Genomic DNA, 21,284 nt, shown 5'->3' with positions numbered 1-21,284 from the left:
TGGCGTCATCGCCGATGTAGCTCAGTGGTAGAGCGCTTGCTTCCCAAGCAAGATATGCGGGTTCGATTCCCGTCATCGGCTCTGATCTCCTCCCCAGCACCGAAACTGTGTCTGGCTGGCGCGCCGCCCATGATGGACCCATGGATCTGGTCCTTCGCACCGACGATCTGACGCACCCCTCGGTCGTCGCCCTGCTCGAGCACCACCTCACCGACTTCGCGCAGTACTCACCGGCCGAGAGCATGCACGCCCTGGACCTCGACGGTCTGAGAGCGGCCGACGTGACCTTCTGGTCGGCATGGGACGGCGAGGCCCTGGTCGGCTGCGGGGCGCTCGCGCAGCTGGACACGAGGTGGGGCGAGATCAAGTCGATGCGGGTGGCCGACGCGTTTCGGGGCCGCGGCGCTGGCTCCGCGATTCTCCAGCACCTGGTCGGCGAGGCCCGGCGTCGCGGGTACGTCCGCCTCAGCCTCGAGACCGGGTCGGCCAAGACGCTCGAGCGGGGCACGGATGCGTTCGCCCCGGCCCGAGCGCTCTACGCCCGCCACGGCTTCGTCGAGTGCGGTGCGTTCGGCGCCTACACCGACGACCCGTGGAGCACCTTCATGACGCTGGACCTCACAGCATCGTCCTGACGCAGCGTGACGTGCCCGACATCGGGTCGGCCCAGGTCGCCCGCCGGCGGCTGGTGCTGACACCCTTCTCTCATGACCGAGCTGGTGACCGACCCCCACGATGCGGGGCGTCGTCTCGATCTCTCCGGGTACTCCTGCACCAGCGGGCGCCCACACGGCGCCTTCGTCTCCAAGCTGGCTCGCATCATGCCGGGCCTGGGCGCCACGCTCGCCCAGACCTCGCCGTACGCAGCCTGGTGGAGTGACAGCAACCGCCGCGCCTTCGCGTCGGGCCGGCCCCTGTGGGTCGTGCTCGGCGACTCGCTCTCGCAGGGCATCGGTGCCTCAGCCCCCGATCGGGGCTGGGTCGGCCGCATCGCCGCGGACCCGACACCTCGCCTGCACGATGCAGCAGTCGTGAACCTGTCGTTCAAGGGCGCCCGGGTGCTCGAGGTGCTGCACCGCCAGGTGTCGGTGCTCGAGACCCTGCGGCAGCAGCGCGACATCGCCCTCGTCACGGTGGTGACCGGCAACAACGACCTGATGAGCCCCCGCTGGGTCGGGTCGCTGGCGGACTCGGCCCGCCTGCTCCTCGACGCGTTGCCCGAGGGCACGGTCGTGGCTCGCCAGCCCGGCCTGCAACGAGCCACCGCTGCCTACAATCGCGTGCTCGATCGCGCCGGCGACCGCGGCATCGTCGCAGCGGACTTCCGTATCCCGCACCTGCGCGACTGGCGCGGACGCCTCGCCCAGGACCGCTTCCACCCCAATGACCGCGGCTACGCCCAGATGGCTGCCGTGGCACGCGCGGCGTTCTGATCGAACCCACCCCCTAGATTCAGACCATGCCCCTCGTGCACCTGACGTCTGACGGAACTGTCCGCACCATCACCCTCGATGACGCGGAGCGCCGCAACGCCCTGAGCTGGCCGCTGCTGGACGAGCTGCAGGCCGCCATCGAGACGGTTGCCGCGGACGCCGATGCGCGCGCCCTGGTCGTGACCGGCGCTGGCAAGGCATTCTGCGCCGGCGCGGACCTGGTCGGCCTGTTCGGAGATCTCGACCGACCCGTCGATGACCTGCGTGATCACCTGATGCGGGTCTACGCCACCTTCCTCGGCCTGCGCGAGCTGACGATCCCCACCGTGGCAGCCGTGCACGGAGCTGCCGTGGGCGCCGGACTGAACATCGCTCTGGCCTGCGACGTGATCGTGGCCGGACCGCGAGCGGGATTCGGACCGACGTTCAGCCAGATCGGCCTGCACCCCGGGGGTGGTTGCACCTGGATGCTGACTCAGCGCATCGGCGCGGCGAACACGGCCGCCGCGTTGTTCGCCGGCGAGGTCATCGACGCCGATGATGCGCTGCGCCTCGGAATCGCCCAGGAGATCGCGGGCGACACCCTCCAGCGTGCCACCGAGCTCGCCACGACCTGGTCGACCCGCGAGCCCCAGCTGATGGCCGACATCAAGAGGTCCGTTCGTCTCGCCTCGACCGCGGATGCCGCCGAGAGCCTGGCCTTCGAGGCCCGCGCCCAGGCCGAGTCGATGGCGAATCCGCAGTTCCGCGAGTTCGCCGCGCGCTTCAGGTGACTCCCGAATCGGTCGCTGACGCCGTGACCATCCGTCCGCGCGTGGTGCTGGATCTTCCACCACTGGCCGACGCACTGATGGCGCAGCAGGCCGAGACGCGTTATCCGTTCCGTGATCCCCTGCCCTTCCCGGTCGAGGAGTTCCTGCACGCCCACGACGCGTCGAGCGCCTGGACCGCCGAGCTGCACGGCCGGCCGGTCGGGCATGCCTGCCGCACCGATCAGGCCCGAGCGATGGGGGCGGACGAGCAGCTCAACCTCGCCTGCGCGCGGGCCCACGGTTGCAAGGTCGCGGACCTGACCTGGGTCGGTGCACTGTTCGTGGCGCGGGAGGCACGCGGTCTCGGCATCGGGAGGCGCCTGCTGCACGCTGTCGTCGACGATGCCCGGCGCAACCACCAGCACCCCTGCCTCGAGGTGCTGCCGGTCCATCCGGGTGCCATGGCGCTGTACCTGAGCACGGGTTGGCGCACGATCGGAACTGTGCGCCCGGGCTGGTTGCGCGATGCCATCGGCGACGACGGACCCGATGTCGCCGTGATGGTGCTGACCTGCGGAGGCTAGACCGAGTGGTGCGAGTCGGCGACAGCCCGGGCCTCGTCGCGCAGCGCCTGGATCACCAGGCGCACGGACGGTCGCTCGAAGCGATCGGGCCGCAGCAGTGCCGAGATCTCCCGGCGCGCTCGGATACCGACCAGTGGCCGCGTCACCAACCCGTTGCCGCGACCACGAGTCGTGAAGCGCGGCAGGATCGCGATGCCGTGCCCAGCGGCCACGAGGGCCTCGACGATCCCGTTGTCGGCGATGCGTTGCGTCACCCGCACCGTCTCGCCGGTCGCAGCGACGACCTGGCTCAGCACCTGGTCGAACGGGTCGTCCGACGGAACGCCGATCCACGTCTCGCCCACGACGTCCTTCGGCGACAGGCTGGCCCTGCGCGTCAGAGGATGGTCCTCGGGCAGGGCGACGTCCAACGGCTCGGTCATCAGGGGCACCACGCGCAGGTTGCGGTCGATCCACGACGACGAGGTGGTGGGCGAGTCGGCGATCACCACGTCGTGATCGGGAACCAGCTGGGTGAAGTCCACGAGCTGGCCGATCAGGTCGGAGATCACCAGCTCGACCTCGGGCACTGTGGCCATCCGGGTGAAGAGCCCGGGCAGCAACATCTCTCCCCCGGTCTGGAACGTGGCGACGCGCACCTCGCCGCCGGGCCGTTCCATGTACTCGCGCCACTGACCCTCGGCCCGGGAGATGGCCACGGACATCTCGGTGGCCATCTGGGCCAGCGCACGGCCCGCGACGGTCAGCGCCACACCTCGCCCCGCCGGCTCGATCAGCGTGTATCCGGCCTCGGACTCCAACACTTTCAGCTGCTGGGACACCGCCGACGGGGTGATGTGCATCGCATCGGCGACCGCACCGACGGTGCCCCGCTCCGACAATTCCCTGAGAAGCCCGAGGCGGCGTACATCCATGTAGCAAATCTACACATTGCGTGTACTTATGTTGGCTTGTCCTTGACAGTTCGAAGAGCAGACACTTATCTCACGTCACCCAGCCCGAAGGAGGCACCCATGATCATCATCGGCACCGCAGTAGCAGCCATCACCGTGATTGGCGTCGCGAAGTCGACCCGCCTGGTCCTCACCGACGGACTTCGTCAGATTCCCACACGCCAGGCTTGATCGTCTGCGTAGACTGAGACCAACACCGGCCATCATCCCCCCGAGATGGCCGGTGTTCTCATGTCCGGACGCCCCACCCCACCGGCACGGCTAGCGTGGATCGCGTGATCGTCATCGGCTTCGACCTGGACATGACCCTGATCGACTCCCGGCCGGGCGTCGCCGCCACGATGCGGGCGATCAGTGAGCAGTCCGGGCACGCGATCGACATCGACCTGGCCACGTCGCGTCTCGGCCCCCCGCTCGAGCACGAGCTCGCACACTGGATGCCGAAGGATCAGGTCGACCGGTGGGCGCAGCGCTATCGCGAGATCTATCCCCACACCGCGGTGTCCCGGATCGAGGCACTTCCGGGCGCCCGCGCAGCGATCGACGCAGTCAATCGACGCGGCCGCTCCCTGATCATCTCGGCCAAGAACACCTCGAACGTCCAGCTGCACGTCGATCACCTCGACCTCGCCGCCGGCGGCGTCTTCGGCGGGCACTGGTGCGAGGCCAAGGCCGACGTCCTGCGCGCCGAGGGCGCCACGATGTACGTCGGCGATCACCCGCACGACATGGTGGCCGCGCGCACCGCAGGGATCATCGGGGTCGGCGTGGCCACGGGCGGCACCAGCACCGCAGACCTGCTCGCGGCCGGCGCCGACATCGCCCTGGACTCGCTCGTGGACTTCGAGCAGGCACTGTCCCTTCTGCCCTGACCCCTCTGCCTGAGCTCCCCCGGCCTGGCCGCGCGCGTGGCACGAACCACACCACCTGCGGGCGAATTGGCTTGTCTTTGTCCCGAGCCGGGCGGATACTTAAGTTACTGACCAGTAGTGGTCGGTTCCTGATTCCCGTTCTGCGTGAAGGATCCTGGCATGAGCCACTTCAAGAGCAACCTGCGTGACGTCGAGTTCAACTTCTTCGAGCTGTTCGGCCGCGGCGAGATCCTGGGCAAGGGCCCGTTCGAGGAGATCGACGCCGACACCGCGCGCAGCATCCTGTCCGAGATCGAGCGCCTGGCGCGCGAGGACCTCGGTGCCTCCTTCGAGGACGCCGACCGCAACCCGCCGGTCTACGACCCCGCCCAGCACTCGGTGACGATGCCGCCTGAGTTCAAGAAGAGCTACGACGCGTGGATGAACGCGGAGTGGTGGCGCCTCCAGCTGCCCGAAGAGCTCGGTGGCCAGCGCGCACCCGCATCCCTGGTGTGGGGATCGGCCGAGTTCGTCCTCGGCGCCAACCCCGCCATCTGGATGTTCGCCACCGGCCCCGGCTTCGCCCGCATCGTGTTCGAGAACGGCAACGAGCGCGACCGACAGATCGCCCAGCACATGATCGACCGTCACTGGAGCGCCACGATGGTGCTGACCGAGCCCGACGCCGGGTCCGACGTCGGCGCCGGCCGCACCAAGGCCTTCCCCAACGAGGACGGCACCTGGAACATCGAGGGCGTCAAGCGCTTCATCACGTCGGCCGAGCACGACATGGCCGACAACATCATGCACCTCGTCCTCGCCCGGCCGCAGGGCGTCGAGGGCGTCGGTGGCCCCGGCACCAAGGGGCTCAGCCTCTTCCTGGTGCCCAAGCACCACTTCGACCACGAGACCGGCGAGCTGACCGGCGAGCGCAACGGCGCCTACGTCACCAACGTGGAGAAGAAGATGGGCCTCAAGGTCTCCAGCACCTGCGAGGTCACCTTCGGCGACTCCTCCACCGGCGAGGGACAGCCGGCCCGCGGCTGGCTCCTCGGCGAGGTGCACGACGGCATCAACCAGATGTTCCGCGTCATCGAGAACGCGCGCATGATGGTGGGCGCCAAGGCCATCGCGACCCTGTCGACCGGCTACCTCAACGCGTTGGAGTACGCCAAGGAGCGCGTGCAGGGCGCCGACCTGACGCAGGCCTCGGACAAGACCGCGCCGCGCGTCACCATCACCCACCACCCCGACGTCCGCCGCTCGCTGCTGACGCAGAAGGCGTTCGCCGAGGGCCTGCGCAGCCTGGCGATGTACACCACCACGTGGCAGGACGACATCATCATGAAGGGGGTCAGCGGGGAGGACGCCACCTTGTCGGAGGCGATCAACGACCTGCTGCTGCCGCTGGTCAAGGGGTACGGCTCAGAGCGGTCCTGGGTCGTGCTCGGCACCGAGACGCTGCAGACCTTCGGCGGGTCGGGCTTCCTGCAGGACTACCCGATCGAGCAGTACGTCCGCGACGCCAAGATCGACACCCTCTACGAGGGCACGACGGCCATCCAGGGCCAGGACCTGTTCTTCCGCAAGATCGTCAAGGACAAGGGGCAGGCGCTGGGCTACCTCGCCCAGGAGATCGAGCAGTTCGCCGCCAGCGATGCGGGCAACGGTCGCCTCAAGGTCGAGCGTGAGCTGCTGGCCCAGGGCCTGGGGGACGCCCAGGCCATCATCGGTGCGATCTTCGCCGATCTGATGTCGGCCAACCCCGCCGACGAGAACGGCGACATCACGAACATCTACAAGGTGGGCCTCAACACGACCCGCCTGGTCTACGTGCTCGGCGACGTCGTCGTGGCGTGGCTCCTGCTGCGCGGCGCCGAGGTGGCGCTGGACAAGCTCGGCGGCGAGGTCTCGACTGCCGACCAGGCCTTCTACGAGGGCAAGATCGCGGCGGCCTCGTTCTTCACCCGGCAGATGATGCCGATGCTGGCCGGCGAGCGAGCCATCGCCGAGAACATCGACGGATCGATCATGGAGCTGGACGAAGCCGCGTTCTGAGCGCAGTCGATCGGCGAACAGACGAAGCCCCCGCAACCGTGTGGTTGCGGGGGCTCGCTCGTTCTCAGCGGTCGATCGAGGAGAAGTCGCCGTAGCGGTCGCCCCTGACCGCGTCGGCAGGAACGGCCTCGGCGAGCGCCTGCAGATCCTGCTCGGTGAGCGTCACGTCGGCCGCGGCCACGTTCTCCTCCAGGTACGCCACCCGCTTGGTGCCGGGGATCGGAACGACGTCGTCGCCCTGCGCCAGCACCCACGCCAGGGCCAGCTGACCGGGTGTGCAGCCGTGCTGGTCCGCAATCTCGCGGATCCGGCCGACCAGCACGAGGTTGGCGTCGAGCGCCTCACCCTGGAACCGGGGGAAGTACGGCGTGGTGCGCGCATCACCCTCGGTCAAGGACGACTCGGAGGTGATGGCACCGGTCAGCAGTCCCCGACCCAGCGGCGAGTAGGGCACCAGGCCGATGCCGAGCTCGCGGATGGTGGGCACGATCTCGACCTCGAGATCGCGGGTGAACAGGGAGTACTCGGTCTGCAGGGCCGTGATGGGGTGCACCGCGTGGGCCCGGCGGATCGTGTCTGGCGCGGCCTCGGACAGTCCCAGGTGGGTCACCTTGCCAGCCTCGACCAGCTCGGCCATCGCGCCGACGGTCTCCTCGATCGGCACGTTCTGGTCCACACGGTGCTGGTAGTACAGGTCGATGTGGTCGACGCCGAGTCGCTGCAGCGAGGCGTCGCACGCGGCGTGCACGTACTCGGGGCGTCCGTTGACACCCAGGCGGGTGCCGTCGGGCAGTCGCTCGTTGCCGAACTTGGTCGCCAGCACGACGCCGTCGCGGCGCCCCTGCAGCGCCTTCCCCACGAGCTGCTCGTTGGTGAAGGGTCCGTACATGTCGGCGGTGTCGAGGAAGGTCACGCCGAGCTCCAGCGCCCGATGGATCGTGGCGATCGCCGTCGCCTCGTCGCCGGTGCCGTAGAACTCCGACATGCCCATGCAGCCCAGCCCGAGGGCTGAGACCTTCAGTGCGTGGTCACCGGTTCCGAGAGTTCGCTGTTCAAGAGTCATGTGGTGATTCAACCTCGTCGAGTCAAGTTCCACGCGCCTCGATGTCGGCTCGGACGCTCAGCCGTGTGGGACAGTTGCTCCGTGAAGGTGACGAGCCCGTTCGGCTATCTGGCGGCGGTGCTCGTGGTGCTGGGCGGCTGGGTGCTGGCCACCGTCGTGGCAGCGGGGGCCTGGGACACCGTTCGCGAGGCGACACCGGTGACCATCACCGACGAGCGGGTGGATGCCGCCGGCTCGAGCCTCGCGGTCTTCACCGACATCGACCAGCCGACCCTCGACATCACCTGCACCGCCACTCCCGAGGACGGCGAACCGATCGAGATCGAAGAGGCCGCCATCGACATCGCGGTCGACACCGACGGACGTCGGTGGCAGCTGATCAACCTGCTGCCCGAGGGCCAGGACGGGCTCGCGATCGCCTGCGCACCAGCCGACGACCGCACGGACAGCGCGAGCTACGCCTACGCGGTCGTGGACGGATTCGCCTCTCGGGGCGAGCGGGGTCAGGCGATCGCGACGACCGGGCTGATCGCCGCGGTCGCTCTGGGCATCTGGACCTTCCACTGCCGCCGCACCCGCACCTCGACCGACCAGGAGTCAGGCCCCGCATGAGCATGCTGTCCACCTACGTCGCCGGCTGGCGCGAGTCCGTCGACGCCGTCCTCGAGCTCGTCGACGGCCTCGGCGCCGCCGACGCCAGCACCCCGACCGACTGTCCCGGCTGGACCGTGCAGGACGTCGTCGCCCACACCGCGCACCTGGAGTCGATCGGCATCCGAGACACCCCCGACACCGGTGCCGCAGACGCCGGAGGCCTGCCGTCGACCTACACCGAGGCCGGTGTGGCCGAACGACGCGGTCTCACCCTGGCCGAGCTGTCCGCGGAGATCCGGCATGCCGTCGCACGGCGCAGCGAGCAGCTCGAGGACCTGCCGGACGACCCCGACACCCCGGCCCCGGTCACACCCGGTGGCATCGACTGGACGTGGGACACCCTGCTGCGCAACCGCTGCGTCGACATCTGGGTGCACGAGCAGGACATCCGGCGCGCGCTCGGTCGTCCCGGCGGGTTCGACGGCACGGCAGCCCAGGTCGTGGCCATGACGTTCTCGTTCGCGATGCCCTACGTGCTCGGCAAGCAGGTCAGGCCTCCGGCCGGCACCGTCGTCCGCTGGGACGTGACGGGCCCGGTCCCGGTCGATCTGGCGGTCGTGGTCGGCGAGGACGGTCGCGCCCACCGGCTCGACACGGCCCAGCCGTCAGAAGCAACCGGCCCGGTCACCACGCTGCGGATGGACACCGAGACGTTCACGGTGCTCGCCGCCGGGCGCCGGACCCGCCACGACCTCACCATCGAGATCGACGGGGACGAGTCGCTGGCGCACGCCGTGCTCGACGCCATGGCCGTGACTCCGTGAGGCATCGATGACCTGGAGCACAGCGAACGTTCCCGACCTGACCGGACGGCTGGCCGTCGTGACTGGCGCAACGGGTGGACTCGGCGTGGCGACGTCGATCGAACTGGCTCGCCACGGTGCGCGCCTGCTGCTCACGGCACGCAACCCGTCCAAGGCCGAGGAGTCCGTCGCCCGGATCATCGCGGAGGCGCCGGGAGCCGACGTCCAGGTGGTCTCGCTCGATCTGGCCGATCTCGCCGACGCCAAGCGCGCCGCCCGCGAGGTCGTCGAGCAGCACGATCGCATCGACATCCTGGTCAACAACGCCGGCATCATGGCCACGCCGCGGCGCACCACCGTCGACGGCTTCGAGCTACAGATCGGCACCAACCACCTCGGGCACTTCGCCTGGACCGCTGGTCTGTGGCCCGCGCTCGTCGCCGGCCAGGCCCGGATCGTGTCGGTAAGCTCGCTGGCGCACCTGCAGGCAGGCGGCATTGACCTGAGGTCGCTGACGCCACAGGGCTCGCCGCGCCGGTACTTTCGCTGGACCTCCTACGCCGAGTCCAAGCTGGCGAACCTGTCCTTCGCGATGGAGCTGCACCGGCGGGTCACGGCTGCCGGCCTCGACGTGGTCAGCGTGGGCGCGCACCCCGGGATCGCCTCGACCAACCTCACCCGCACCGGTTCGGGCCTGAGCCGCAACCCGATGGCAGGGATCGCGATCCACCAGCTGACACGGGTCGTCGCCCAGTCGGCGTCGGCCGGAGCGACGCCCCTGGTGCTGGCCGCGACCGATCCCTCGCTGAGCGGCGGCGAGTACATCGGACCGCAGGGGCTCGGCGGCTCGCGCGGCTCACCGGGTCCCGCATCTGCCTCACGCCAGGCGGTGGACCCGGCGCTCGCTGAGAACCTGTGGGCCGCCAGCGAGTCCGCCGCCGGGATCACCTTCGCGGTCTGACCGACGCTCAGCCCAGTCGGCGCATCGCCGCGCGGGCGTCGGGATTCTCGGCCAGCAGAGCGGCTCGAGTCCGGCGGCGGTACCGCCACAGCTGGGTCAGGCCGACGGCCCAGAGCACGTACTGCGCCGACATCGCCCACCGGAAGCTCGAGGGCGTGTAGGCCGCGCTGTCGCCGGGAGTGCGCCAATCCAGGATGAGCCCGATCGTGATCACCAGCAGCAGGCTCGCGATGAACCCGGCCTGGTTGACGATCGCGGTCGCACTGGCCAACCGGTGCACCGGGTTGGACGTGCGGGCCAGGTCGAAACCGATCATGGAGGCCGGTCCACCGATGCCCACCACGACGACCAGCAGCACCAGCACCGGAAGCGGCGCGTTGCCGGGCCACAGGAGCACGACGCTCCACATCGTGACGATCGCCAAGACGATGCTGATCACCATGCTGGATCGGTGCCACGGATACTGCGACACGACCCGACCCAGCAGGGGGCCGGCCCCCATCAGCGCGAGTGCCATGACGCTGAGCAGGGTGCCCGCCGCGGCCGGCGAGAGCCCCTCGCCGCGCACGAAGAACGGGTAGCCCCAGAGCAGGCCCAGTGTCGTGGCACTGAACTGCGAGGTGAAGTGCATCCAGAACCCGAGCCGGGTGCCGGGCTGTCGCCACGAGTCGCCGAGGCTCGTGCGGATGCGGGTCAACGACATCGCGTCCCCGCGGATGGTGCGGGCTGCGGGTGCGTCGCGCACCACGAGCACCAGCCCGACCGTCACCACCAGGCCGAGCGAGGCGGTCAGCAGGTAGGCCGGGGTCCAGCCGAGCTCGCGCAGGGCGATCGTCATGGGCACTGCAGCCAGCACCGCCCCCAGCTGGCCGGTCACGCCGGTCAGCTGGGTGATCACGGGGATTCGCCGCACCGGGAACCAGGAGTTGACCAGTCTGAGGACGCAGATGAAGGTCATGGCGTCGCCGATTCCCACGAAGACCCGCGCCACCAGTGCCAGCGGGTAGGAGTCGACCAGCGCGAACGCGGTCTGGGCCAGCGTGAGGGTGAGCGCTCCGGCGATCAGCACCCCGCGCGGCCCGAAGCGGTCCACCAGGAGACCCACGGGGATCTGCATCCCCGCATACACCAGCAGCTGCAGGGTCGTGAAGGTCGCCAGCTGCGCCGCCGAGATGTCGAACCGGTCGGTCGCCACCAGCCCAGCCACCGCGAGCGACGAGCGGTGGAACACCGCCAGCAGGTACACCGCGAGAGCCACACCCCACACGGCATAGGCCCGCCCCGGGACGGCGTTGGCAGAAGTCACCCGATCAGGCTAGGCGACCTGCCGTGCCCGACAGGATCGGCATCACCTGCTGGCCCGTGGCACCGTGGGGCGGTGAATCATCAGCTGTCACTCGTCGACTGGCGCACCCGTGTGGCGGATCTGTACGCGCGGGTGCGGGCCACGCCCGATCCCGCCGAGGGTCATCGTCTGTGGGTCAACGGGCGCACCGAGCTGTTCGTCAGGCATCCAGAGAGCCCCGTCGCGGCTCGATCCGATCTCGAGCTGACCCATTGGCCCTACGACCCGTCGCTGCGATTCGATCTTCGGATCGATCCAGCCACCCCGGAGGAACGGGGCGCCCCGGCCGGATCGGACGGGACCGTGGACCTGCGGCGCATCGGGACGGTCGCCCTGCCGATCGGCGGAACGCTCGACGTGTGGTGGCTCGCCCAGTACGGCGGCGGCGTCTTCGTGCCGGTCAAGGACGGCACCAGCGGCGAGTCGTCGTACGGGGGTGGTCGCTACCTCCTCGACACCGCGAAGGGTGCCTGGTTGGGGGGGACTGCGGAGTCGCTCGTGCTCGATCTCAACTTCGCCTATCACCCCAGCTGTCGCTATGACGATCAGTGGCAGTGCCCGCTCGCCCCGCCCGGCAACACCATCACTGCGCGGGTCGAGGCCGGCGAGCAGCTCTAGCCTCACCTGCCCCGTGCACCGGGGGTTGACAGAGCTTTCGCGGTTCTAGATTATATAGTCTATGGAGTCAGCGGATGAGGAGGTCGTTCTCACCACCGTTCGCCCCGGGTGCACCCTGCTCGAGCTGCAGCGCCCGCACCGACGCAACGCGTTGAGCCACGAGGTGATCGAGCGGCTCGAAGCGGGGATCGCGGACGCCGAGCACCGCGGCGACGCTGCGGTCGTCCTCACCGGCGGCGACGCCTACTTCTCCTCCGGCGGCGACGTCGGCACCATGCCCACGACATCGGACGGGGTGTTCGGCCCGGCCGCACGACTGAGTCGCATCCACGACCTGATCCATCAGATCACCCGCTCGGACCTGATCGTGATCGCAGCCGTGGAAGGGTATGCCATCGGCGCCGCCTGGGGGCTCGTGCTGTCGTGCGACCTGGTGGTTGCGGCCGACGATGCCTATTTCTCCGCCCCCTTCGCTGCACGTGGGCTGGCAGCAGACGCCGGCACGGCCTTTCACCTGCCTCGCCTGCTCGGGCACCATCGGGCAGCGCAGCACCTGCTGCTCGGCGACCCCCTCCCCGCGTCGACCGCCCATGAACTCGGGCTCGTGAGCCAGCTGGTCGGCTCCGGCACAGCGACGGAGCATGCCTGCCAGGCAGCGCAGCGCCTGGCCTCGGGCCCACGGGAGTCCAATGCCGTGACCAAGTCACTCATCACCCGGACGTACGCCTCCGACCTGGCCGACTTCCTGGCAGCAGAACGAGTCGCCGTGTCGCTGGCCGGCCACGGTCGAGACGCCACAGAAGGCCGTGCCGCCTTCACCGAGCGAAGGGAACCCCGCTTCACGTGACCCATTCCCTGCCCCTGGACCACCTGACCGTCGTCGAGTGCGCGACCTTCGTGGCCGGGCCCTCGTGCGGCCTGACCCTCGCCCAGCTCGGAGCGGAGGTCATCCGCGTCGACCTGCCCGGCGGTGGTAGCGATCACCTGCGCTGGCCGCTGGCCGACAGCGGCGCGAGCCTGTACTGGGCCAACCTGAACAAGGGCAAGCGGTCTGTCGCCATCGACTACCGCACCCCCGAAGGACACGAGCTGCTCGTCGAGCTGGGCACTCAACCCGGGGACGGGGCCGGCATCTTCGTCGACAACGTCGTCGGCCGTCACCGCGTCACCCACGACCATCTCGCCGCACGCCGACCCGATGCGATCAGCATGCATCTACTGGGCTTCCCCGACGGCAGACCAGCCGTCGACTACACCGTCAACGCAGCCGTCGGTGTTCCCGACATGACCGGTCCCCCAGACTCCGCCGTCCCGGTGAACCACGTCCTGCCCGCGTGGGATCTGCTCGCCGGCTCGACCGCCGCCGTGGGCCTGCTGGCTGCCGTCAGCCGCCGCACCCACACCGGCGAAGGTGCGAGCATCGATCTCGCCCTGTCCGACGTCGCCCTGTCCACCGTGGGTTCCCTCGGGTGGCTCGCCGAGGCCGAGCAGGACGGCAGTCGCCGGCCCCACGGCAATCACGTCTTCGGAAGCTTCGGCACCGACTTCGCCACGTCAGACCACCAACGCATCATGATCATCGCACTGACCGAAGGGCAGTGGCGTGCGCTGTGCGACGTCACGGGCACCAATGCGGTCTTCGCCGCCCTGGAGAAGGCCCTGGGCACGGACCTCCGGAACGAATCTGCGCGCTACGAGCTGCGCGAGACCATCGCATCGATCCTCCGTCCCTGGTTCGGCGCCCGACCTCTGTCGCAGCTGCGCGAAGACCTGGACCGCGCCCGCGTGCTGTGGTCGCCGTACCGCACCATGCGGCAGGCCGCCGAGGACGCGCGCACCGACGCGACCTCCGTCGCCGGCGAGATCGATCAGCAGGGGATCGGCGCCATGCTCGCCACCGGAACTCCCTTGCGATGGTCGTACCCCTCGGCCGAGCCGCTCGCTGCCCCCGTGGTCGGGGCTGACACCGAGCAGGTGCTGACCGAGACCTTGGGGCTCACCTCCCTGCAGCTCGGTCGACTCCACGATCAGGGTGTGGTCTCCTCGACCTCCCCGGTGGATGCTGCGTGATCGACGATCCGATCGCTGCGGCAGCCCGCGGACGAACCTTCCTGTTCGTGCCCGGTGACCGGCCCGACCGCTTCGACAAGGCCGCGGCCAGCGGTGCCGATCTGATGATCATCGACCTCGAGGATGCCGTGGCCCCCGCTGCTCGGGTCGGTGCCAGATCGGCAGTCGACGCCTACCTGACAGGCGGTGGGGTCGCAGCGGTGCGCATCAATGCTGCCGACACCCCGGACCACCCGGCCGATCGTGACCTCGTGCGCCGTCACGGCTGCCCGGTGATGCTGGCCAGGACGACCACCCCTGAATCCATCATCGCGCTGGCCCCGTGCACGGTCATCGCACTCATCGAGACCGCCGCCGGGGTGCTGGCAGCGCCCTCCCTGGCCGCGACACCCCTCGTCACACGCCTGGCACTGGGCCACCTCGACCTCTCCGCCGAGCTGGGGGTCGACCCGGATCATCGCGACGCCCTGCACAGCACCCGGAGCGCGTTGGTCCTCGCGTCGGCTGCGGCCCACCTGGCACCACCGGTCGATGGCGTCACGGTCGACATCGGCTCCGAAGAGGCCCTGCGAGCCGACGTCGAGCACGCCTCACGTCTGGGGTTCGGCGGCAAGCTGTGCATCCACCCACGCCAGCTGTCGCTGGCCAGCGCGGTGCTGTCGCCCGACGAGACGACCATCGCCTGGGCCCGCCGCGTTCTCGACGCAGCAAGCGGGTCCGCGGTCGCCGTCCTCGACGGCCAGTTCGTCGACCGACCCGTGGTCGAGCGCGCCCGACGCGTCCTGGCGGCCACGAACCTGCCCACCGACCCCGTCACACCACCTGAGAGGAAGCGCCGATGAACCAGCTGCTGGAGGGCCGCGTCGCGGTGATCACCGGAGGTGCCCAAGGCATCGGACTGTCGATCGCCCGCACGTACGTCGAGCACGGGGCCCGTGTCGTGCTCGGAGACCTGGATGCAGCCAGCGCCCGGGCCAGCGCGTCCGACCTCGGCGGCGACGAGGTCGCGATCGGCGTGCGATGCGACGTCACGTCCGCCGACGAGGTCCAGACCCTGATCGATGCGGCCATCTCGACCTTCGGCTCGCTCGACGTCTTCGTCAACAATGCGGGGATCACCCGTGATGCCACGATGCGGACGATGACCGAGGACGACTTCGATCTCGTGGTCGACGTGCACCTCAAGGGCACGTGGAACGGCACCCGGTTGGCTGCGGCGCACATGCGCCAGCACGGCAGCGGTGCCGTCGTGAACATCAGCTCGTTGTCCGGCAAGGTCGGCATGGTCGGGCAGACCAACTACTCCGCAGCCAAGGCCGGGATCATCGGCCTGACCAAGGCCGCAGCCAAGGAGATGGCCCACCACGGCGTGCGGGTCAACGCGATCCAGCCGGGCCTCATCCGGTCCGCCATGACCGAGGCGATGCCGCAGAAGGCCTGGGACGCCAAGATGGCCGAGATCCCGATGCAGCGCGTGGGTGAGGTCGGCGAGGTGGCGAACGTGGCGCTGTTCTACGCGTCCGACCTCTCCTCCTACATGACCGGCACCGTGGCCGAGGTGACCGGCGGCCGGTTCATGTGAGCGCTCCAACCGAGCCCGCACGCTCTGAGACCACCCGGCTGGTCGTCGAGCCCGTGGCCGTGGCCGCGCTGGCCCAGCTGCTCGGCGCCGATGACGTCGACCTGCGTGACGGTGCGCCGCTACCGATCTCCTGGCACTGGGTCGCCCTGGCCCGCTGGCCGGATCCGGCCATCCTGGGACGAGACGGGCACGAGCGTCGCGGGCACGGTCTGATTCCCCAGATCGATCTGCCTCGCCGCATGTTCGGCGGCGGGCAGATCAGCGCGATCGGCCCGCTCCCGATCGGGTCCACCGTCGACGTCACGACCACGGCCGGAACCCCTCGCGAGCGGAACGGTCGCCGCGGGCGCCTCGTGACGATCGACCTGTCGATCCAGGTGCACGACACCTCAGGTGATCTCCTGCTCGAGGAGACCAAGAACCTGGTCTACATCGGTCGGCCGGCGCCCGGGGCACCCCCGCCCGTCACGGTGGTCGAGCCGCAGCAGCACCTGCTCACTGCCCCGACGGACGCCACCTCTTCGTGGACCTTGACCACCGACCCCGCTCTGCTGGCGCGCTACAGCGCCCTGACGGCCAATCCGCACCGCATCCACCTCGACTGGCCCTACGCCACGGCTGTGGAGGGCTATCCCGGTCTGGTCGTGCACGGTCCCCTCCTGGCCACTGCTCTGGCCGACGTCGCCCGGCGCAGTGGGTGGGGCGCGCCCCGTGCCATCGAGCACCGAGGGTCGTCTCCCCTCTTCTGCGGCGAGGCCGCAGCCCTGGTCCTCGACGAGGAGGCTCGCGGCGTCGAGGTGCGAACCACGTCGACGGACTCCGCCGAGCCCGTCGTGCATGCCCGACTCACCTTCACCGCCTGACCCGACCCGACATCCCAGGAGAACTCATGCCCGACGCCGTGATCTGCGAACCACTCCGCACCCCGATCGGCGGGTACGGCGGTTCGCTGGCCTCGCAGACGGCCGTCGACCTGGGTGTCACGGTGCTGCGAGAGCTCATGACCCGCACGGGCCTTGTCGGGAGTGCGGTCGATGACGTCATCCTCGGCCACTGCAACCCGAACAGCGAGGCGCCGGCCATCGGCCGGGTGGTGTCCCTGACGGCAGGACTGCCCGTCGAGGTGCCCGGCCAGCAGCTGGATCGGCGCTGCGGCTCGGGCCTGCAGGCGGTGCTCAACGCCGCCATGATGGTCCAGACCGGCGCCGCGTCGCTCGTGGTGGCTGGCGGGGCCGAGTCGATGAGCAACGTGCCCTTCTACACCACCGACGCACGCTGGGGTGCAGGGCGAACCGGCATGACCATGCACGATGCCCTCGCCCGGGCTCGGACGACTGCGGGCGGCCCGGACTATCCCGTTCCCGGTGGGATGATCGAGACGGCAGAGAACCTGCGCCGCGAGTACCGCATCTCCCGCGAGGACCAGGATCTGCTGGCCGTGGAGTCGCATCGGCGGGCGGTCGCAGCACAGGACGCTGGCGTCTTCGGCGACGAGATCGTCCCCGTCACGGTCACGACCCGGCGTGGACCCGACGTCATCGTCGACACCGACGAGCACCCTCGTCGCGAGACCACCCTGGAGTCGTTGGCACGGCTGCGGCCGATCATGGGCCGCCAGGACGACACCGCCACCGTCACGGCCGGCAACTCCAGCGGTCAGAACGACGCTGCGGCCCTGTGCATCGTGACCTCCCCAGAACGCGCCGAGCAGCTAGGTCTTCGCCCCTTGGCCAGGCTCGTGTCGTGGGCCGTCTCCGGCGTGCCACCAGCCACGATGGGCATCGGCCCGGTGCCGGCGGCGGCGCTCGCTCTCGAACGCGCCCGCCTGCAGCTGTCGGACATGGATCTCATCGAGCTCAACGAGGCCTTCGCCGCCCAGGCCCTAGCGGTGGTCCGGGAATGGAAGTTCGACGCCGAGGACATGCAACGCGTCAACGTGCACGGTTCGGGCATCTCGCTGGGACACCCGGTCGGCGCCACCGGCACCCGTCTGATCGGAAACCTGGTGCGCGAGCTCGGCCGACGCGAGCAGCGGTACGGTCTGGCCACCTTGTGCATCGGTGGGGGGCAGGGCCTGGCAGCGGTCGTGGAGCGGGTTGCCGTCTCATGAGCGCGACGACGCGACCACTCGTCGTTTCCACCCTCGCCGACCTCGAGGCGGCCCAGGGCATCGAGCTCGGGCCGGGGCCCTGGTTGACCATCGAGCAGAAGAGATTCGACTCCTTCGCCGGCGCGACCGGTGATCATCAGTGGATCCACGTTGACCCCGCGCGGGCCGCGACAGGGCCCTACGGGCGGACCATCGCCCACGGATACCTGACGTTGTCGCTGATCTCCTCGCTCGCGGCCGACCTGTACCAGTTCGAGCTGGGGTCGGCCCGTCTCAACTACGGCCTGGACCGGGTGCGGTTCCCCACCCCGGTTCCGGTGGGGTCGCGGGTGCGGTTGCGCGCCACGATCGACACGATCCAGCCCCGCGACGCGGACGTCCTGGTCCCCATCGACTTCATCGTCGAGCTCGACGGGTCCGACCGGCCTGCCTGCGTGGCCCGCAAGTTCTCCCTGATCCTGCTCAACCAGGACTGAACGCGCTGCGTCACGACGACGTGCCCGGCTCGTGTGAGCCGGGCACGTCGTCGTGGTGGCAGGGTCTACCCGCTGAAGCCGAACTCCGCGTTCCAGCGGCGGACGACGTCCTCGCCCTCCTCGGCAGCTTCCTCAGGGGTGTAGACCACGAACGACTCGTCGCTGGCCTTCGGCAGCTGGTACGGGCCCGTCGCAGCCTGGTCGATGTCGGTCCTGGCCCCGACGAATCCCTGGGCGGCAGCGAACTCCTGTCCGGACTGCGACCAGGTCCAGTTCATGAACAGCTTCGCCGCCGGACTATCGGCTCCGGTCGTGGTGAGCCCCTGCATGTTGAACGTTCCCGAGATGCCCTTCTCGGGCACCACCAAGGTGATGGGCGCTCCACCCAGCTCGGATCCATAGGTGCTGTTGAAGCCCGCGGTCACCACCTCGATCTCACCTCGCGCAAGGGCCTCCAGCTGCACTGATGTCGTGTCGAAGATCCGAGGGTCCTGCGCGGCCAGACCGCCCCAGTAGGAGTCGCCCAGAACTTCTTCCTGGAAGGCCGCCAGGCCCTGCACGGTGCCCCCGGCTCCCGCGTTGACGATTCCCATCTTGCCCTTCCACTGGGGGTCAAGCAGGTCCTCCCAGGTCTGCGGTGCGTCGGCCTCCTCCACGGCCTGGTCGTTGTAGGCGAAGGCGTAGGCCGAGTAGTACGCCGTGAAGTAGGCGCCGTCGTCCCACACCACGTTCTCCATACCGGCGAGCGTGTCGTAGGTGGGGGCATCGGTGTACGGCACGTAGACGCCGCCGTCGGCGAAGCCCTCGGCCAGCACGGGGTCGGTGATGGTCACGACTCCTGCCGACAACCGTCCCGCGCCCGACTCGCTGAGCACACGCTCGTTGAGCTTGCCCGACGGCAACCGTGTCATCTCCATCTCGACACCGGTCTCCTCCTCGAACCGAGCGGCGGTCAGCTCGGCGCTCTGCGAACCGGATCCGGTGAACCAGACCGCGGTGTCGTTGCGGGCAGCCTCGAGCAGCTCGGCGTCGGCCACCTCCTCACCGTCGATGACAAGTCCGTCGGAGTCGTCGATCTGCGGCATGGCCAGCATCTCCTCAGTGATCGACGCGGCGCTGTCGTCGCTGGATGCTGCACCACCTCCACATGCAGCGAGAAACATCGATCCTGCTGTGACTGCAGCCGCCATGGCGGCTCGGCGTTGACGATTCATCAGGTACAGCTCCTTCTTTGGGGGGGGGATGGCGCAGGGCGGAAGCCCTGCGTCACTGCCGTGCCAACCGGCGGGGGATGTAGGCGAGCACGAACATGAAGGCGGTGTAGATGACGCTCATCGCCGCCGCCTCTCGCAGCGCACCGCCGTTCTCGAACGCGTCGTAGATCGCGATGGAGAGGATCTCGGTGTCGGAGGTGTACAGGAACAACGGGACCGTCAGCTCACGCATGCTGAGCATCAGCAGGAGCAGGAAGGTCGAGAGCAGCCCGACCTTCATCAGGGGAATCGTCACGGTAGTGACGGCCCGGGTGCGGTTGGCCCCCAGCATCACGGCGGAGTCCTCGAGGTCACGATCCATGGCCTGGATCGACGACGCCACACCACGGAACCCCTGCGGCGACTGCACGGCCAGGAATGCCACGACGAGGACCGCCAGGGTGCCGTAGAGCGGAATCGGCATGATCAGCCAGGTCCACAGCAGACCCATGCCCAGCACCACGGCCGGGATGGCCAGCGGCACCATGGACACGCCCTCCACCAGGGATCGACCGGACACCTTGGTGCGATACACGAGGTATCCACACAGGAAGGCCAGGGCCGTGCCCAACGAAGCGGCGATCACACTGACCAGGACGCTGTTCGCGGCGGCCTCGCGGAAGCTTCCCGAGGCGAGCACGTCACCGAAGGAGCCGAAGTCCAGGCCGCCCGGCTGGGTGAGCTGGGACAGCGACGTCAGGTAGGGACTTGCCTGCCCCGACACCACCACGAGAGCGGTCACGGGCAGCACGATGGAGATCGTGAAGAAGGCCAGGACGGCGAGAAGCACCGGGATCCGCGCCTTCCCCAGTGCCACCTTCTTCTGCCGCACCCCCTTGCCGGTGATGGTGGTGAAGGCCCGCTTGGCCAGGGCACGCTGCTGCAGCCACGTGGCCAGCAGCACCACCGCGACCAGGACCACGGCGATCGCGGCGCTCTCGTTGCCGCGGGTCGGCGTGGTGTTCAGCAGCCGGAAGATCAAGGTGGGCAGGGTGTCGACTCCGCCGGGGGTGCCGAGCACCTGCGCGACCGGGAAGTTCTCGAAGATCAGCGTGAAGGTCAAGATCGCCGAGCCGATCAGCGCCGGAGTGGCCAGCGGGAACGAGATGAGGCGGAGCATGCGGCGAGAGCCCGCGCCGTGCACCTGGGCCGCCTCCTCCAGATCCGGGCTCATCATCGACATCGCCCCGTGCACGAGCAGGAAGGTGTAGGGCGAGTAGTAGACCGCGAAGACGAAGATCAGGCCCGGGATGGAGTACAGGTTCAGCGGCAGGTTCGTGCCCAGATCGTCCTGCGCGATGTTCAGCAGACCGGCGTTGGGACTACCGAGGATCGACCACGCCAGCGCTCCCACGTAGGACGGGAGGAACATCGGCATCAGGCCGATCAGGTAGACGAACTTCGGCACCGGGATGTCGCTGCGCGCCGCCAGGAAGGCCAACGATGCACCGATCGTGCAGGCGAGGAGGGTCGCCACGACACCGATGATCAGCGAGTTCAAGAACGCCGTGCGGGTCTGCGGATCGCCGAAGATGCCGAAGTTCTCGATGGTGAGGTCGAAGTTGATGTTGCCCGGCCGGGGGACGTCGGAGCTGACCGCAGCCAGCACCACGAGGGCAGCGGGGATCACGATCAGCACGATCAGCACCACGAGCATCAACCCGCTGGGCAGCCACCGTCGGCGCAGGCTGCGGGTGGGCTTCGACCGTTTCGGCTTCGGTTCCTGCGGCCCAGCAGAGTTCGGGGTACGAGGAGGCTCGACCATCACCGCCATGTCG

Annotated in this window: 22 protein-coding genes and 1 tRNA gene; 18 read left to right on the top strand and 5 right to left on the bottom strand. The window is 69.2% G+C overall.

Annotated elements, in window-relative coordinates:
- Positions 1–10: 10 nt before the first annotated feature.
- From ACHAA3_RS08080 to ACHAA3_RS08060, 5 genes are all read left to right on the top strand, one after another.
- Positions 11–81: transfer RNA gene (locus ACHAA3_RS08080), tRNA-Gly, on the top strand.
- 59 nt (positions 82–140) lie between these two features.
- Positions 141–635: a GNAT family N-acetyltransferase gene (locus ACHAA3_RS08075; RefSeq protein ID WP_435708467.1), complete on the top strand. Its 495-nt coding sequence runs from the start codon at positions 141–143 to the stop codon at positions 633–635.
- Positions 636–707: 72 nt separating this feature from the next.
- Entirely contained in the window at positions 708–1,433 is a 726-nt protein-coding gene (locus ACHAA3_RS08070) for an SGNH/GDSL hydrolase family protein (protein WP_435708466.1), read from the top strand.
- 26 nt (positions 1,434–1,459) lie between these two features.
- Positions 1,460–2,206, top strand: coding sequence for an enoyl-CoA hydratase (locus tag ACHAA3_RS08065; RefSeq protein ID WP_435708465.1), 747 nt, complete (start codon positions 1,460–1,462; stop codon positions 2,204–2,206).
- Positions 2,207–2,229: 23 nt separating this feature from the next.
- Complete coding sequence (locus ACHAA3_RS08060; protein WP_435708464.1) at positions 2,230–2,769, top strand: N-acetyltransferase family protein; 540 nt, start codon at positions 2,230–2,232, stop codon at positions 2,767–2,769.
- Here ACHAA3_RS08060 and ACHAA3_RS08055 read toward each other — a convergent pair.
- Positions 2,766–3,683 carry a LysR family transcriptional regulator gene (locus ACHAA3_RS08055; RefSeq protein ID WP_435708463.1) on the bottom strand — a complete coding sequence of 306 codons (918 nt, stop codon included), beginning with the start codon at positions 3,681–3,683 and terminating at the stop codon, positions 2,766–2,768. The two genes, ACHAA3_RS08060 and ACHAA3_RS08055, sit on opposite strands and share 4 nt — an antisense overlap.
- 314 nt (positions 3,684–3,997) lie before the next feature.
- Between ACHAA3_RS08055 and ACHAA3_RS08050 the strand changes: the two genes are divergently transcribed.
- Both ACHAA3_RS08050 and ACHAA3_RS08045 read left to right on the top strand, forming a co-directional pair.
- A complete protein-coding gene (locus ACHAA3_RS08050; RefSeq protein ID WP_435708462.1) occupies positions 3,998–4,594 on the top strand; it encodes an HAD family hydrolase in 597 nt (198 codons plus the stop codon).
- A gap of 159 nt (positions 4,595–4,753) precedes the next feature.
- Positions 4,754–6,631 (top strand): acyl-CoA dehydrogenase, encoded by a 1,878-nt coding sequence (locus ACHAA3_RS08045; protein WP_435708461.1) that lies wholly within the window; start codon positions 4,754–4,756, stop codon positions 6,629–6,631.
- A 64-nt stretch (positions 6,632–6,695) separates the two neighbouring features.
- Here the strand turns inward: ACHAA3_RS08045 and ACHAA3_RS08040 are convergent, their stop codons facing one another.
- A complete protein-coding gene (locus tag ACHAA3_RS08040; RefSeq protein ID WP_435708460.1) occupies positions 6,696–7,694 on the bottom strand; it encodes an aldo/keto reductase in 999 nt (332 codons plus the stop codon).
- A gap of 81 nt (positions 7,695–7,775) precedes the next feature.
- Between ACHAA3_RS08040 and ACHAA3_RS08035 the strand changes: the two genes are divergently transcribed.
- From ACHAA3_RS08035 to ACHAA3_RS08025, 3 genes are read left to right on the top strand one after another with little or no spacing between them, the layout of a single operon-like run.
- On the top strand, positions 7,776–8,306 hold the full coding sequence (locus ACHAA3_RS08035; RefSeq protein ID WP_435708459.1) for a hypothetical protein: 531 nt from the start codon (positions 7,776–7,778) through the stop codon (positions 8,304–8,306).
- Positions 8,303–9,112: a maleylpyruvate isomerase family mycothiol-dependent enzyme gene (locus ACHAA3_RS08030; protein WP_435708458.1), complete on the top strand. Its 810-nt coding sequence runs from the start codon at positions 8,303–8,305 to the stop codon at positions 9,110–9,112. The genes ACHAA3_RS08035 and ACHAA3_RS08030 overlap by 4 nt, the downstream gene beginning before the upstream one ends.
- A 7-nt stretch (positions 9,113–9,119) precedes the next feature.
- Positions 9,120–10,052, top strand: coding sequence for an oxidoreductase (locus ACHAA3_RS08025; protein WP_435708457.1), 933 nt, complete (start codon positions 9,120–9,122; stop codon positions 10,050–10,052).
- 7 nt (positions 10,053–10,059) lie between these two features.
- On the opposite strand, the gene ACHAA3_RS08020 is transcribed toward ACHAA3_RS08025, so the two are convergent.
- Positions 10,060–11,358 (bottom strand): MFS transporter, encoded by a 1,299-nt coding sequence (locus tag ACHAA3_RS08020; RefSeq protein ID WP_435708456.1) that lies wholly within the window; start codon positions 11,356–11,358, stop codon positions 10,060–10,062.
- A 72-nt stretch (positions 11,359–11,430) separates the two neighbouring features.
- Here ACHAA3_RS08020 and ACHAA3_RS08015 point away from each other — a divergent pair, with 72 nt between their 5' ends.
- The 8 genes from ACHAA3_RS08015 to ACHAA3_RS07980 all read left to right on the top strand — a co-directional run bounded on the left by ACHAA3_RS08015 (position 11,431) and on the right by ACHAA3_RS07980 (position 18,253).
- Positions 11,431–12,015 carry a DUF1684 domain-containing protein gene (locus ACHAA3_RS08015; protein WP_435708455.1) on the top strand — a complete coding sequence of 195 codons (585 nt, stop codon included), beginning with the start codon at positions 11,431–11,433 and terminating at the stop codon, positions 12,013–12,015.
- Positions 12,016–12,076: 61 nt separating this feature from the next.
- Entirely contained in the window at positions 12,077–12,862 is a 786-nt protein-coding gene (locus ACHAA3_RS08010) for an enoyl-CoA hydratase/isomerase family protein (protein ID WP_435708454.1), read from the top strand.
- Positions 12,859–14,085 (top strand): CoA transferase, encoded by a 1,227-nt coding sequence (locus ACHAA3_RS08005; protein WP_435708453.1) that lies wholly within the window; start codon positions 12,859–12,861, stop codon positions 14,083–14,085. The genes ACHAA3_RS08010 and ACHAA3_RS08005 overlap by 4 nt, the downstream gene beginning before the upstream one ends.
- Positions 14,082–14,927, top strand: a complete 846-nt coding sequence (locus ACHAA3_RS08000; protein WP_435708452.1) for an HpcH/HpaI aldolase/citrate lyase family protein — start codon at positions 14,082–14,084, stop codon at positions 14,925–14,927. Before ACHAA3_RS08005 ends, ACHAA3_RS08000 begins: the two co-directional genes overlap by 4 nt.
- A complete protein-coding gene (gene fabG / locus ACHAA3_RS07995; RefSeq protein ID WP_435708451.1) occupies positions 14,924–15,667 on the top strand; it encodes a 3-oxoacyl-ACP reductase FabG in 744 nt (247 codons plus the stop codon). Before ACHAA3_RS08000 ends, fabG begins: the two co-directional genes overlap by 4 nt.
- Positions 15,664–16,530, top strand: coding sequence for an FAS1-like dehydratase domain-containing protein (locus tag ACHAA3_RS07990; RefSeq protein WP_435708450.1), 867 nt, complete (start codon positions 15,664–15,666; stop codon positions 16,528–16,530). The genes fabG and ACHAA3_RS07990 overlap by 4 nt, the downstream gene beginning before the upstream one ends.
- Before the next feature lie 26 nt (positions 16,531–16,556).
- Positions 16,557–17,777 carry an acetyl-CoA C-acetyltransferase gene (locus tag ACHAA3_RS07985; RefSeq protein ID WP_435708449.1) on the top strand — a complete coding sequence of 407 codons (1,221 nt, stop codon included), beginning with the start codon at positions 16,557–16,559 and terminating at the stop codon, positions 17,775–17,777.
- Entirely contained in the window at positions 17,774–18,253 is a 480-nt protein-coding gene (locus ACHAA3_RS07980; RefSeq protein ID WP_435708448.1) for a MaoC family dehydratase, read from the top strand. Before ACHAA3_RS07985 ends, ACHAA3_RS07980 begins: the two co-directional genes overlap by 4 nt.
- Before the next feature lie 65 nt (positions 18,254–18,318).
- Here the strand turns inward: ACHAA3_RS07980 and ACHAA3_RS07975 are convergent, their stop codons facing one another.
- Both ACHAA3_RS07975 and ACHAA3_RS07970 read right to left on the bottom strand, forming a co-directional pair.
- Positions 18,319–19,467 (bottom strand): ABC transporter substrate-binding protein, encoded by a 1,149-nt coding sequence (locus ACHAA3_RS07975; RefSeq protein ID WP_435708447.1) that lies wholly within the window; start codon positions 19,465–19,467, stop codon positions 18,319–18,321.
- Between the two features lie 52 nt (positions 19,468–19,519).
- Positions 19,520–21,280: an ABC transporter permease gene (locus ACHAA3_RS07970; protein ID WP_435708446.1), complete on the bottom strand. Its 1,761-nt coding sequence runs from the start codon at positions 21,278–21,280 to the stop codon at positions 19,520–19,522.
- Between the last annotated feature and the right edge of the window lie 4 nt (positions 21,281–21,284).

Origin of the sequence: Aeromicrobium sp. CF3.5, assembly GCF_051262695.1 — a bacterium.
Lineage (GTDB): Bacteria > Actinomycetota > Actinomycetes > Propionibacteriales > Nocardioidaceae > Aeromicrobium.
The sequence above is the reverse complement of the archived record's forward strand: the minus strand, read 5'-3'. Positions and strand labels throughout refer to the sequence as shown.

Bases quoted from the DNA above. Each gene is read 5' to 3' on its own strand.
- ACHAA3_RS08040 (WP_435708460.1), bottom strand. From the start codon at position 7,694: ATGACTCTTGAACAGCGAACTCTCGGAACCGGTGACCACGCACTGAAG.
- ACHAA3_RS07970 (WP_435708446.1), bottom strand. From the start codon at position 21,280: ATGGCGGTGATGGTCGAGCCTCCTCGTACCCCGAACTCTGCTGGGCCG.
- fabG (WP_435708451.1), top strand. From the start codon at position 14,924: ATGAACCAGCTGCTGGAGGGCCGCGTCGCGGTGATCACCGGAGGTGCC.
- ACHAA3_RS07985 (WP_435708449.1), top strand. From the start codon at position 16,557: ATGCCCGACGCCGTGATCTGCGAACCACTCCGCACCCCGATCGGCGGG.
- ACHAA3_RS07975 (WP_435708447.1), bottom strand. From the start codon at position 19,467: ATGAATCGTCAACGCCGAGCCGCCATGGCGGCTGCAGTCACAGCAGGA.
- ACHAA3_RS08010 (WP_435708454.1), top strand. From the start codon at position 12,077: ATGGAGTCAGCGGATGAGGAGGTCGTTCTCACCACCGTTCGCCCCGGG.
- ACHAA3_RS08055 (WP_435708463.1), bottom strand. From the start codon at position 3,683: ATGGATGTACGCCGCCTCGGGCTTCTCAGGGAATTGTCGGAGCGGGGC.
- ACHAA3_RS08025 (WP_435708457.1), top strand. From the start codon at position 9,120: ATGACCTGGAGCACAGCGAACGTTCCCGACCTGACCGGACGGCTGGCC.
- ACHAA3_RS07980 (WP_435708448.1), top strand. From the start codon at position 17,774: ATGAGCGCGACGACGCGACCACTCGTCGTTTCCACCCTCGCCGACCTC.
- ACHAA3_RS08075 (WP_435708467.1), top strand. From the start codon at position 141: ATGGATCTGGTCCTTCGCACCGACGATCTGACGCACCCCTCGGTCGTC.
- ACHAA3_RS08070 (WP_435708466.1), top strand. From the start codon at position 708: ATGACCGAGCTGGTGACCGACCCCCACGATGCGGGGCGTCGTCTCGAT.
- ACHAA3_RS08065 (WP_435708465.1), top strand. From the start codon at position 1,460: ATGCCCCTCGTGCACCTGACGTCTGACGGAACTGTCCGCACCATCACC.
- ACHAA3_RS08030 (WP_435708458.1), top strand. From the start codon at position 8,303: ATGAGCATGCTGTCCACCTACGTCGCCGGCTGGCGCGAGTCCGTCGAC.
- ACHAA3_RS08045 (WP_435708461.1), top strand. From the start codon at position 4,754: ATGAGCCACTTCAAGAGCAACCTGCGTGACGTCGAGTTCAACTTCTTC.